The sequence below is a fragment of the Shewanella sp. P1-14-1 genome (genome assembly GCF_001401775.1).
In the GTDB taxonomy this organism is placed as follows: Bacteria; Pseudomonadota; Gammaproteobacteria; order Enterobacterales; family Shewanellaceae; genus Shewanella; species Shewanella japonica.
Window position 1 is genome coordinate 16438 of sequence record NZ_LKTL01000016.1, and the last position, 12717, is coordinate 29154.

A 12717-nucleotide genomic window follows, 5' to 3' on the forward strand; every position below is an offset into this window, starting at 1 on the left:
GTGTTAACTGATTTAATTTGCTGTTAAGCAAGCGAGCAATTGCTCGGTAAGGGTTGTTTCATTTAGTGCAGGTAGCGAAATTATCTCGATGCGAGAATCCATCGCATCATCCAGTTCCATCACTGATAATTTGCCATCAGACATATTAAAACCCGCAATCCCTTCTTCAGTGATCATCACAGCCTTAATACGTACCACATTCTGTGCAATTAATTGATTAATGAAACTAATAAGCTTATCAAATTCAAAGCATAAACTAGGATCAAAAATCCAACCAATACTAAATGCTCCCTCACCTTGATTAGATTTAACCCAATAACCACCTTGATTAAACTCGACAGGCTTTGGTAATGGCTCTGATGAAGAAACAGGCTTAAATATTGAAGCTGAACTTTGTGTTAATGACGTGCTTTTGCCCAAGCTAGTAGATTGCTTAATTGGTGTTGTCGATTTAGCGCGAGGTAAAAGTGGCTTATCAATCTCATTTAATAACAATTTAATCGCACTTTCAGCATTGGCGCTAATTAGTATCGATTCTTGGTTAACTCGGCCAATAAGTGCCGATAAGCTTTCAAACTCTTGTGCTTGATATAAATCAGCTTTACTTGCATAAACAATATCAGCAATGCGTAGCTGCTGATTAAAATTTTCATTATCACGATAAGCTTCAATGAGCACTTTACGTGCATCAACCACACATACCGTTTGATTGACCGATAGTACTTCGCGGTTATATTCGTTGGTTAATACTTTTAAAATCTCAGCTGGATGCCCTAAACCTGTAGGCTCGATAAAAAGTCTGTCAGGTTTGGCTATTTGAATCAGTTGGTTAATAGCAACTTGAGTCGGGATCCCAGCAGCACAGCACAAACAACCACCAGCCACTTCTTTAATCACCACTTGCTCGGATGAGTGAGTGCCAGCCATTAGACTGGCATCAATACCAATTTCACCAAACTCATTAACTAATATGGCCCATGTTTCATTTTCAGGTTTTAACTTGAGTAAAGACAAAATAAGGCTAGTTTTACCTGCGCCTAAAAAACCCGTAATTACATTTGTTTTGATAGTCTTGAGGATCACCCAACATTTCCTTGTTCAATTAGTACTTAAAAAAGCCGTAATGATCACTTAGCTTTTTTAGCATATTTACCTTGTCGACTTGGTTTGGCTTTATCATTGCCACGATGACCATTTGGTCTTTTATGTTTAAAAGATTTCTTTGGCTTAACCGCTTCAACTTCACGGTATCTGGCTGGTAAAGGAGCGCCAGCTTCATAGCCAGGCTGAACATGGACTTCTATTTGGCATTGAATTAGCGACTCAATATCACTTAATAATTCCATTTCATTTTGAGCTACTAACGAAATTGCCTGTCCAGCAAGTCCTGCTCGCCCTGTTCGACCAATACGGTGAACATAATCTTCAGGCTCAGGCGGTAACTCAAAGTTAATCACCAAAGGTAAAGCCTCAATATCTAGGCCTCGAGCAGCAAGATCGGTAGCAATCATGACACGCAGTTTACCGCTTTTAAATTCTTCTAACGCTCTATTTCGTGCTCCCTGAGTTTTATCGCCATGAAACACTGCAGCTTTAATACCGTCTAATTTCAACTCTTTAAGAAGGTGTTCCGCAGTTTCTTTCATACTGGTAAACACCATTACTTGTTGCCAATTATTACGCCCAATCAGTTCTGATAACAACTCTGCTTTACGTCGTTTGTCCACTTGAAATACCGATTGAGAAACCGTATCGGCAGTGGCTTGATTTGACACATGCACAAACTCAGGTGACTTAAGCATTTTTGCCGCTAAGCTTTTGACATCTTCTGAATAGGTTGCTGAAAACATCATGGTTTGATGTTGACGATTGACTAAACGTTTTACCTTCTCTATGTCTTTGACAAAACCAAGATCAAGCATCCTGTCAGCTTCATCAATCACTAAATGAGTGACAAAAGATAAATCCAGATCGTACTGGCCAATAATGTCAAATAATCTACCAGGCGTAGCAACGAGAATGTCTACCCCTTTATTTAACGCTTTACGTTGGGGGTTAATGCTCGCCCCGCCATATACTGCGACGCTCTCAAACGGTAAAAATTGAGCGTAATCAACAATGTTACGCTCAATTTGGATTGCTAACTCTCGTGTTGGCGTCATAATTAACACACGGAGTCTTTGCCAAGCAGTTTTAGTCTCTTGTTGCTCAATTTGTTGCGACAACAATGATAATAATGGCAACGAAAACGCAGCAGTCTTACCTGTACCTGTTTGAGCACTTGCTAAAACATCTTTACCTTCAATCACAAGTGGCATCACAACCTGCTGTACTGGCGTCATTTTGTCGTAGCCGCACGCCTTAACCGCATCTAAAATAGGCTGTGAAAAGCCAACAGAATCAAAAGTCATATTTTTCTCTAATCTACACAAGTAATAATGGCGCTATTGTAGCGGCTCAATGACATTTAAGCGATGTATTCAAGGCTGGATCAGTCCCTTTCACTATTAAATACATAAAATTCAATAAATACTGTTTTTAAGTGCAAAGTAACAGTTTGTATCTTGTGGTTTTTTTTGTTGATTTACCTAGACCAATTAAGCAACATAACCGCAACAAAAACAAAACACAAAAAAGGCCCACAATGAAATTGATGTACCCGTTGTTATTTGCATTGACCTTATCTGCATGTGGTGGAAGTTCAGATTCAAGCACAACCGATCCAGTAGAACCTGTCGATCCAAATCCACCTGTAGAAGAAAAAGAGCTTCAAGCTGATATTTGTTACATCATGTCGACATCGCTAGGTGACATTACACTTGCTATCGATACAACAAACACACCGATCACTGGTGAAAATTTTAAAACCTATGTTGAAGAAGAGTTCTACAATGGCACAATTTTTCACCGTGTAATTCATAACTTTGTTTCGCAAGGTGGTGGCTTCACATCAGGATTAGTCGCAAAACCAACTAATGATCCCATTGAGTTAGAAAGTAACGTCGGCTTATCGAATGTTCGCGGCACCATTGCAATGGCAAGAACCAACGTGGCAAATTCAGCAACATCGCAGTTTTATATTAACGCGCTAGATAATACACAGCTGGATTACAGTTCAAGTACAAGTCCTGGTTATGCTGTTTTCGGTCAAGTTGTACAAGGAATGGAAGTCGTTGATCAAATCAATATCACTGATACTAATAGTAGTGATGTGCCGACGACAGATATCGTCATCAACACAGTAACTGAAACCACTTGTCCTCAAGTTTAACGACCTGAATGATAGCGGGTATATTCTAGTTTTATCGCTAACGGTTTCTCTTATTTAAATGCTGATAACACTTTTAGTTATCAGCATTTTTTTTAGTGGATAATGTGCTCAATATCTCGCAAAAAACTAAAATAAGCGCCAAATCCCCATTTCGTATTAAAACTACAAAATGACAAAAATTTAGTATCAATATATGATTTTCATCACAAACTACAGTGCATTTGGTTGTTACTTTAGCGACAGAAAAGAATTTTAACTTTATTAATTTCAAGCGTTGAAGAGGTTTATTATGGCGACTAAATTTTTCATTCCAAGTGTAAATGTTCTCGGTCAAGGTGGTGTTGATGAAGCAATTAATGACATTAAAACATTAGGCTTCAAACGTGCTCTGATAGTCACTGATACGCCATTAGTTAACATTGGTTTAGTAGATAAGGTCGCTGCTAAACTCATCGATAATGGCATTACAGTATTCATCTTTGATGGCGTACAACCTAACCCAACAGTGAGCAATGTTGAAGCCGGTTTAGCCATGCTAAATGCACATGAATGTGATTTTGTTATTTCATTAGGTGGCGGTTCACCGCACGACTGCGCCAAAGGTATTGCATTGGTCGCAACCAACGGCGGCAATATTAGTGACTATGAAGGTCTGGATGTATCAACTCGTCCACAATTACCTTTAGTTGCTATCAATACAACAGCCGGTACGGCCAGTGAAATGACGCGCTTTTGTATCATTACTGACGAAACTCGTCACATTAAAATGGCTATCGTCGACAAAAACACGACACCAATTTTATCAGTAAATGATCCTGAGCTTATGATTGAAAAGCCGGCGGCATTGACTGCGGCTACTGGTATGGATGCACTAACGCACGCAATTGAAGCATACGTTTCAATCGCTGCCACTCCCATTACCGATGCTTGCGCAATTAAAGCAATCGAGTTAATTAAAGCCAATTTAGTCAATGCGGTAGAGCAAGGCGATAATATTGACGCTCGTGAACAAATGGCATACGCGCAATTCTTGGCGGGTATGGCATTTAATAATGCAAGCCTTGGGTATGTCCATGCTATGGCGCATCAACTTGGTGGTTTTTACGACCTACCTCATGGGGTTTGTAATGCATTGTTACTGCCGCATGTTCAGGCATACAACGCAAAAGTGGTTCCTGGTAAGTTAAAAGACATCGCTAAAGCAATGGGGGTAGATGTTGCTCAACTATCCGATGAACAAGGTGCTGAGTCTGCAATTGAAGCAATTAAAGCGTTATCTGTTGCAGTGAATATACCTGCTAACTTAACCGAGTTAGGTGTGAACCCTGAAGACATTCCAGTCTTAGCTGACAATGCGTTAAAAGATGCTTGCGGATTGACTAACCCGCAACAAGCAACACACGCAGAAATTTGCGAAATTTTTACCAACGCTCTATAAGTTAATAAGTACCTAATCAGCATAAGCTGACTCATTGTCTAACATGATGTGTTAAGAAAGACAGAAATTGTACTGCGGCAAGCTAACTTGGTTGCAGCAGTACGATTTTCATTCAAGTATCGAGCTAAAACAACTGGCAAGTTTGGTATACCTCCTTGGCAGTAATGCACGCGTGTGCTTATAGGCAAACTATCAATATTAAGCGTCAAAAAATAAAGTACCAATCACAGACAAAAACACATAAACAACTGTTTAATATATACTTTTAATTACCATCATTTAAGAACTGTTAACTGGCTCTAACTTCTATAAATAACCATTGACCAAAGTTAAATTAGCAGTCTATGATGAATTACATTCTTAAAAAAGTAGGTAAGCTATGACAGCAATCACTCATGTGTATAACTACACCGTAAGATGCCCTCATTACAAAGAAAATGAAAAACCAGCAAGCTGGTTAAATCATGTCGAAATTAACCAATCTAGTGAAATCGCACTAAATAGAATTACTAAGTGGCACTGTGAGCCAGGCTCAAAAGCATTCGAAAATGGTGAGTTTGTGGTTAGAAAATCTGACACTGACGATACCTACTATGCAATGCAAAGTAACCGCATGTTAAATAACGCCCACTCACTGGTGACGTTTAAAATATTCTTAGACCAATGCTGCCAAGATGCGGATCCCGAAAAAATTGTAGCTCACCTTGTTGAAGATTATAACGGCCGACTGGCTAAAGCTCAGTAAATCAGTCATGACAACTTAATGAAGCACAATTGTTTTCCAAAATCTCCACTGACTCGTATATCGTTCTAAATGGAAAACAGTCATATCAACCCGACAATACATTGCGATTGTCGGTGTTGTTTTAACTGTAATTAACTTTCCAACTCTGCGCACATTTTGTGATCGACTCTTCGTTTTTGGTAACAGCATTGATATGCGATCACAGTTTATCGATCAAAATCTGACGAACTCCCCTGTATTACTATATAAACACTGCTCAAATTTCTATTTTAATATCAGAACACAGTGAACTTACAGGCTCAGTCAATTGAACTTAGTCTCACTGAAAACAAGTGATTTAAAGCGCGTTTACAATTAGCCCAGCTTTATCAAACTTATCCTTACATTATAAAGATAAGACGAGTTGATAAGGCTCAATATGGCCAAGCTTTTCGATTTCTGCCATTAACCAAATTAACAAGTGAGCTAATTGGCGTTCATATAACGCTCCAAATAGAAATTAACTGAATTTTTAAACTTACCTTTATAGGAGCATCATCAGATGCAAGCAGTTCCAAATATCGTCATTATTGGTGGCGGCGCAGGTGGTATGGAAATCGCCACAAAACTTGGTCATAAAGTTGGCAGAAAAGGCAAAGCAAAAGTCACATTAATTGATTGCGCCGAAAGCCATGTGTGGAAGCCGTTATTGCACGAAGTGGCAACTGGCGCATTAGATATTGGCCTAGATGCAATCAGCTATCGAGGCCACGCATCAGCCCATGGTTATCATTTCCAGCAAGGTGCGATGATTGATATTAATCGAGACGAAAAACAGATTGTTTTGGCGCCAATTAATGACGAAGAAGGTCAAGAGCTGTTACCAGCGCGCCATATTCCATATGATTATGCCGTAATCGCAATTGGTAGTGTTGCAAACGACTTCAATATACCAGGCGTTAAAGAACACAGTTTATTCCTAGATAACACTGAACAAGCCATGTCTATTCGTAAAATATTACTGAATAAATTCATGCGCTACGCAAGCCACCATCAACTTGATGAAAAAATCAAAATTGCTGTCGTTGGCGCTGGTGCTACAGGTGTTGAAATGTCAGCGGAAATGCACCATGCAGTTGAACAGCTAAGTGGCTTTGGCTATAAAATTGATACTAGCTTGCTTGAAGTGACCTTAATTGAAGCTGATGAACGTATTTTACCAAAAGTCGATAAGGTAGAGATTTCAAATTCGGTTACCCGTGAGCTGAAACAGCTTGGCGTAAACGTGATGACAAATACGCGTATCACACAAGTAACCCCTGAGGGTTTATCAACAACTGAAGGCAACTTAATTCCTTCAGACATGGTTATTTGGTCTACTGGTGTAAAAGCGCCTGACTTCCTGAACAATATTGGTGGCCTTGAAAGCAACCATATTAATCAGGTGATGGTAAAGCAGAACATGCAAACGACGCTAGATGACCATATTTTCTCAATTGGAGACTGTGCAGCTTGCCCACAAGAAGATGGCAGCTGGGTACCGCCTAGAGGTCAATCAGCAAGACAAATGGCGTTAATGACAGCCGATAACATTATATTAATGCTTGAAGGCAAAGCACCTAAGAATGAATATGTGTATAAAGATTTGGGCTCTTTGGTGAATTTATCTAAGTTTCATACTGTCGGTAATTTAATGTCATTCATGGGCGGTGGTGTATTAGTGGAAGGTAAAATTGCCCGATTCGTTTACACTTCTTTATATCGTCGTCACTTGATTGAATTACACGGTGTAGTTAAAGGGACATTAATGATGTTGGCTAAAGGCATTGGTCGCATCATTCATCCACATTTAAAACTACATTAAAGGCAGGTAAGCCCTTTTAGGCTTTTAATGCGTTTTAACAAAAGCCCATTTCAATATTGAAATGGGCTTTTTTGTTTTAAGCCTTACGCAGCATTCGCTCTGATCCCATGTGGCACAGGCAAACCACGTTCATTGATATTCACAAAAACAACTTTATCAACCACCGCAATAGGCGCGTTTGTTGATTGATTTCTTGCTTTACAGCGAAGTGTTATAGAGCTTTGACCTAAGCTAATAATTTCCATTCCAAACTCAACTACATCACCCAAGCTTGCTGAGCACATAAAATTAATTTCCGACACTAGCTTGGGCATCAATAATTTACTGTGCATTTCACATCGAGCATAAAGAGACGTTTCTTCATTTAGCCACTTCATCAACTGGCCACTGCATAATTTCTTATCTGAATTTAAATCAACTAATTTGACAATATGACGGCCTAAATATTCCATGATATTGATCCTTTTATAGAGAATACCCCTAAAGAGGTAGCAACATTAATACCACTAAGGTAAATATTTGAAATATAAGGAATAGAACAAAATAAACTTAACCCCAAAGAGATGGCTTGCGCTACAAATGAGCATAACATGAGTAAGATTGCACGATAAAAGCGCAACGATAGTCGCTCGCTACGCTTTGTCTTTGATTGGCAATATTTTAGATAAACTACTTAGTGAGAGCCTGGGGCAAACATGCTTTAAGTGCTTTAACAAACGTCAGTATGTCTTGTCGGCTAATATCTTTATGGGTCACAAAGCGAAGAGAATAACTAGAACTGATTAATATCCCTTGTTGTGCGAGTAACAAGGTCAAATGCTTTACATCAAAGCGTTTATCTAACGTCGCAAAAACCATATTAGTCTGTACTTGTGAAATATCTACATTAAGCTCAGGCATCTCAAGTAAATGTTGCGCGAGTAAAGCTGCGTTATCGTGATCTTCTGCTAATCTATCAACCTGATCGGTAATCGCAAGTTCTGCGGCAGCTGCGATTATCCCAGCCTGACGCATACCACCACCTAACATTTTACGCCATCGAATTGCTTTATTAATTAATCGCTCATCACCTAACAATATTGAACCAATTGGCGCCGATAACCCCTTCGATAAACAAATAGAAACAGAATCAAAATATTGGGTAATATCACTTATCGCTACATTTTGAGCCACTGCAGCATTGGCAACTCTAGCACCATCAAGGTGAATTTTTAAATTATGATTAAACGCTAACGCTTGGGCATCTGCCAAATATTGTTGCGGTAGGACTTTTCCCCCAATCGTGTTTTCAATGCTCAGCAAGCGAGTTCTGGCAAAGTGCACATCATCGGGTTTAATTGCTGCTTCAATATCCGTTAATAAGATACTGCCATCAGCTTGATTATTTAGCGGTTGCGGTTGAATACTCCCCAGTACGGCAGCCCCACCACCCTCGAATTTGTAATTATGCGCCTGCTGACCACAAAGGTATTCATCGCCTCGATCACAATGGCTTATCAAGGCCAGTAAATTGGCTTGAGTGCCTGAACTAACAAACAAGGCACTGTCAAAGCCGAACCGTTCAGCGGCCATGTCTTGCAAACGATTCACCGTCGGGTCATCGCCATAAACATCATCGCCGACTTCTGCATTCGCCATTGCCGCTCGCATCGCATCGGTAGGTTTTGTGACTGTATCACTACGAAAATCTATCATGTTTGTTCTCATCAACATCAAGCTTGTAATAAGCAGCTAAATTAAAGGCATTCATTCTACCTTAATTAATCATGCCTTCATTATTTAATGTCACACCATTTGAACCAATTCAGCCTATGTTGATTAAATTTGTCACAAAAAAACCAGCAACAAGTGCTGGTTTTTTTTTAAAGAGTTACCAACTTATTTGGCAGGCATCTCTTTTAAGTGAAGATCCATTTGTGGGTATGGAATTTCAATATTCGCTGCATCAAGTGCATTTTTAATTTGTTCAAGTAGTTCGAACTTAGCACCCCAATAATCTGGTGTCTTTACCCAAGGACGTACAACAAAGTTAATTGAAGAATCAGCAAGCTCAGCCAGTGCGATTGTGTACGCAGGATCTTTTAAGACATAGGCATTGTTGTCTAACACTTCAGTTAATATTTTCTTGGTTTGAGCAATATCAGCACCGTAGCCAACACCAATAACCATATCGATACGACGTTTTTCTTGTGCAGAATAGTTGGTAATTGTGCCATTCATCATTGCTGAGTTAGGAGCAACAATCACTTTGTTATCAGGCGTTAAAAGACGTGTTGAAAAGATAGTGATTTCATCAATCGTACCAGAGACACCTGCCGCATCAACGTAATCGCCTACGCGACATGGACGAAATACAACCATAAGCACGCCAGAAGCAAAGTTTGATAATGAACCTTGAAGCGCTAAACCTACCGCTAAACCAGCCGCACCTAATACAGCAACCAATGACGCTGTTTGCACGCCAATTTGGCCTAAAGTGGCGATAATGGTAAATACAAAAACAACGCCCCAGACTAAGTTACCGACAAAAGAGGCAACTGTTTCATCAATTTTACGGCTTAGCATCATCTTAGTAGTTAAGTTCTTAGCCACGTTTGATAAGTACTTACCGATAATAAAGATAACAATTGCCATGACCACTTTCAGTCCGTAAGTGACTATAAATTCTGGCGCTTGTTGCATTAAGCCTTCAATATTTTCCATTGTTTAACTCCCTTAATATAAATTATTTTGTACTTTTACTATTTAATAAAATGTCTACTCGTCTATTTAATTGACGTGATTCTTTAGATAAATTATCAGTCATAGGCTGACTGCTGCCCTTGCCTAACACTTCTATAAACTCTGTATTAACGCCATACTCTTTACTTAGTAATGACTTCACTGCTTTAGCCCGTGCTAAAGACAAGGCGTTATTAAACTGCTCTGATCCAATATTGTCTGTGTGCCCTACCAACAACACCTTTGCGAAATGCCTAATCTCTGGTAAAAATGCCTGTAAAGAAGCTCTCTGCGTTTGCGATAAGTCTGCGTGAGCAAATTCAAAGAATAGCCGCATTGGAGATTCAATAGCTGAAACTGAATAACCTTGCACATCAGCAACACCTGCAGCTTTTTCATCGATGACATTCGTTTCACTTGATAACAAAGTAAGGTCCTGGCAGCCATTGGCTAACACAACTGCATCAGCGGGTGTATCAGGACATGCATCTTTTTTATCTGGAACGCCGTCTTTATCGGTATCAACCCAAGCCGAACAAGGTAAACTCAAACTTAATAAGCAAGCTAAGACAAATACTTTGTAAAACATCTTGCCTCCACGCTTATAAATCCAAGATTAGGCATGCGAAAACAGCACATGTTACTAACAGGTAAATCAAACAATTGAATATCTAATTAAGACAAACAGATCCAAAGAGTTACATTTTATCTTCTTGTTAACAGATTGCAAAGCAATTAACCAAACTTACTCTAGTATAGGTAGGATTTTTTAACTTGCTTATCCTTAGCCCCTCTCGCTTCAACACTGCATTAACCAAAACAGTGAAATACAAGCTTGAACCTGCACCAGCGTTAAACGAATACAAACCCACTACAAATCTCAACAAAGGTATCTAAAAATCCAACGAAGTTGTGATTTTATACAAGTATTTACAGAGCCAGATGTCGCATTAGCATTGACTTTTAAGGCCTTTAAAGGGTATATAAGGTTAGCTTTTTGAGGTTTTAATGATTAAAACTTTAAAATGATGACATTTAATATAATAAATAAACAACAAAGTGATTAATTTTATAGCAACTAAATTGAAACACTAACGGGCGTAGACCCTTAAATAATCAATACGTTGAAATTAATCACCATTTGCAGACAACAATTTCTGTGGCGACCCTTGTCCCGCAGGCAATCACAAGCTTAAGGTGGAAGACTTAATGAGCAATGCAAAACCACAGGGGACCATGCTTGGTCATCCCAAGGGGCTTTTCCTGCTGTTTACAACAGAATTATGGGAAAGATTTAGTTACTACGCAATGCGCGCCATTTTGGTGCTCTATCTAGTCGATAAGGTTCAATCAGATGGTGGTCATGGTCTTGGTTGGACACAAGCAGATGCAATCTCTCTTTATGGTACTTTCACAGGTCTAGTATACTTAACACCGCTTATTGGTGGTTGGTTAGCTGATAATTATTTAGGTCAACGTAAAGCCATCATGATTGGTGGTGCATTAATGGCTGCTGGTCAATTTACTTTGGCATTTCCTCATAGTTGGGCACCGGGTGCCGAAACGACTATTTTCTATATCGGTCTATTTACTCTTATCATTGGTAACGGCTTATTTAAGCCAAATATCTCTACTATGGTAGGTGACTTATATGAAGAAGGTGATCACCGTCGTGATGGTGCATTTACTATCTTCTATATGGGTATCAACGTAGGTGCATTCCTTTCAGGTATCATTGTTGGTTCGGTTGTTGCAGCTTACGATGGTAACTTCCAAATGGGCTTCTTGTGTGCAGGTATCGGTATGGTACTTTCACTGATTATTCAATTTGTTTTTGCGCAAAAATTATTAGGTGACATTGGTCGCTACCCTGCTGCAAAACTTGAAAAAGAGAAGCAAAAAGAAAAAGGTGATGTACGTAAAGAGCCATTAACTAAAGTTGAGCGTGACCGTATTAAAGTGATTATGGTTATGGGTCTGTTCACCATTATCTTCTGGGCTGGCTTTGAGCAAGCTGGTGGTCTGATGAACTTGTTCACTAATGACTTTACTGACCGTATGATTGGTAGCTGGGAAGTACCAACAACTTGGTTCCAGTCTTTAAACGCTATGTTTATTGTTATTTTTGCGCCAGTGATAGCCTCTATTTGGGTACGTCTTGGTAAAAATGAGCCTAACTCACCTGTAAAATTTGCTTTAGGTTTAGTATTACTGGGTATTGGTTTCCTATTCATGATTGGTGCGGTATTAGAAATGGGCGGTGACGCCAATGCCAAATCAAGCATGTGGTGGCTTGTAGGTGCATACTTCTTCCATACTATGGGCGAACTATGTTTATCTCCAATCGGTCTATCAATGGTAACTAAACTTGCTCCACTGCGTATTGCTTCTCTAATGATGGGTGCTTGGTTCCTATTCGTTGCTATTGCAAACAAAGTTGGCGGCATTGTAGGTTCATTCATTGGTCATGGTGGCGAAAAAGAAGAGCAACTTGCTAATGCAATGGCCATTTTCGCTGGTATCGCAATTACTTCTGCTGTATCAGGCATTATCCTTTACTTCATGGCTGACAAGCTCGTTGACTGGATGCACGGCGCTGAAGGACACAATGAAAGCGAAGAAGAAGCATTAGCAGAAGAAATCGCTGTTACTGCTGAACACGAAGCGATTAAACCAAGTTAATCGATAAGTGTTAAAAA

At 39.5% G+C, this 12717-nt stretch carries 11 protein-coding genes; 5 read left to right on the forward strand and 6 right to left on the reverse strand.

The genetic code is table 11. The features are described from left to right. Nucleotides 1-12 precede the first annotated feature (12 nt). The gene (locus AN944_RS12635; protein ID WP_055024989.1) at nucleotides 13-1083 is read right to left on the reverse strand and encodes a GTP-binding protein; all 1071 of its coding nucleotides are present in this window, start codon (nucleotides 1081-1083) and stop codon (nucleotides 13-15) included. A gap of 44 nt (nucleotides 1084-1127) precedes the next feature. Beyond that, nucleotides 1128-2411 carry a DEAD/DEAH box helicase gene (locus AN944_RS12640; RefSeq protein ID WP_055024990.1) on the reverse strand — a complete coding sequence of 428 codons (1284 nt, stop codon included), beginning with the start codon at nucleotides 2409-2411 and terminating at the stop codon, nucleotides 1128-1130. 233 nt (nucleotides 2412-2644) lie between these two features. On the opposite strand from AN944_RS12640, the gene AN944_RS12645 reads away from it, so the two are divergent. The 4 genes from AN944_RS12645 to AN944_RS12660 all read left to right on the forward strand — a co-directional run bounded on the left by AN944_RS12645 (nucleotide 2645) and on the right by AN944_RS12660 (nucleotide 7297). Then, complete coding sequence (locus AN944_RS12645) at nucleotides 2645-3271, forward strand: peptidylprolyl isomerase (protein ID WP_055024991.1); 627 nt, start codon at nucleotides 2645-2647, stop codon at nucleotides 3269-3271. A 289-nt stretch (nucleotides 3272-3560) separates the two neighbouring features. After that, nucleotides 3561-4709, forward strand: a complete 1149-nt coding sequence (gene yiaY, locus AN944_RS12650; RefSeq protein ID WP_055024992.1) for an L-threonine dehydrogenase — start codon at nucleotides 3561-3563, stop codon at nucleotides 4707-4709. Nucleotides 4710-5088: 379 nt separating this feature from the next. After that, nucleotides 5089-5454, forward strand: coding sequence for a hypothetical protein (locus AN944_RS12655; RefSeq protein ID WP_055024993.1), 366 nt, complete (start codon nucleotides 5089-5091; stop codon nucleotides 5452-5454). 541 nt (nucleotides 5455-5995) lie between these two features. Then, entirely contained in the window at nucleotides 5996-7297 is a 1302-nt protein-coding gene (locus AN944_RS12660) for an NAD(P)/FAD-dependent oxidoreductase (RefSeq protein ID WP_055024994.1), read from the forward strand. 83 nt (nucleotides 7298-7380) lie between these two features. Here AN944_RS12660 and AN944_RS12665 read toward each other — a convergent pair whose 3' ends face one another. The 4 genes from AN944_RS12665 to AN944_RS12680 form a co-directional block, all read right to left on the reverse strand. Then, nucleotides 7381-7749 (reverse strand): hotdog domain-containing protein, encoded by a 369-nt coding sequence (locus tag AN944_RS12665; protein ID WP_055024995.1) that lies wholly within the window; start codon nucleotides 7747-7749, stop codon nucleotides 7381-7383. Nucleotides 7750-7966: 217 nt separating this feature from the next. Next, nucleotides 7967-9004, reverse strand: coding sequence for a low-specificity L-threonine aldolase (gene ltaE, locus AN944_RS12670; protein ID WP_327272452.1), 1038 nt, complete (start codon nucleotides 9002-9004; stop codon nucleotides 7967-7969). A 171-nt stretch (nucleotides 9005-9175) separates the two neighbouring features. Next, nucleotides 9176-10000: a mechanosensitive ion channel family protein gene (locus tag AN944_RS12675; protein WP_055024997.1), complete on the reverse strand. Its 825-nt coding sequence runs from the start codon at nucleotides 9998-10000 to the stop codon at nucleotides 9176-9178. A 22-nt stretch (nucleotides 10001-10022) separates the two neighbouring features. Further along, the gene (locus tag AN944_RS12680) at nucleotides 10023-10607 is read right to left on the reverse strand and encodes an OmpA family protein (protein WP_055024998.1); all 585 of its coding nucleotides are present in this window, start codon (nucleotides 10605-10607) and stop codon (nucleotides 10023-10025) included. Nucleotides 10608-11227: 620 nt separating this feature from the next. Between AN944_RS12680 and AN944_RS12685 the strand changes: the two genes are divergently transcribed. Beyond that, complete coding sequence (locus tag AN944_RS12685; protein WP_055024999.1) at nucleotides 11228-12700, forward strand: peptide MFS transporter; 1473 nt, start codon at nucleotides 11228-11230, stop codon at nucleotides 12698-12700. Nucleotides 12701-12717 lie beyond the last annotated feature (17 nt).

Bases quoted from the DNA above. Each gene is read 5' to 3' on its own strand.
- ltaE (WP_327272452.1), bottom strand. From the start codon at position 9,004: ATGAGAACAAACATGATAGATTTTCGTAGTGATACAGTCACAAAACCT.
- AN944_RS12685 (WP_055024999.1), top strand. From the start codon at position 11,228: ATGAGCAATGCAAAACCACAGGGGACCATGCTTGGTCATCCCAAGGGG.
- AN944_RS12660 (WP_055024994.1), top strand. From the start codon at position 5,996: ATGCAAGCAGTTCCAAATATCGTCATTATTGGTGGCGGCGCAGGTGGT.
- AN944_RS12645 (WP_055024991.1), top strand. From the start codon at position 2,645: ATGAAATTGATGTACCCGTTGTTATTTGCATTGACCTTATCTGCATGT.
- AN944_RS12655 (WP_055024993.1), top strand. From the start codon at position 5,089: ATGACAGCAATCACTCATGTGTATAACTACACCGTAAGATGCCCTCAT.
- AN944_RS12675 (WP_055024997.1), bottom strand. From the start codon at position 10,000: ATGGAAAATATTGAAGGCTTAATGCAACAAGCGCCAGAATTTATAGTC.
- AN944_RS12665 (WP_055024995.1), bottom strand. From the start codon at position 7,749: ATGGAATATTTAGGCCGTCATATTGTCAAATTAGTTGATTTAAATTCA.
- AN944_RS12680 (WP_055024998.1), bottom strand. From the start codon at position 10,607: ATGTTTTACAAAGTATTTGTCTTAGCTTGCTTATTAAGTTTGAGTTTA.
- yiaY (WP_055024992.1), top strand. From the start codon at position 3,561: ATGGCGACTAAATTTTTCATTCCAAGTGTAAATGTTCTCGGTCAAGGT.
- AN944_RS12640 (WP_055024990.1), bottom strand. From the start codon at position 2,411: ATGACTTTTGATTCTGTTGGCTTTTCACAGCCTATTTTAGATGCGGTT.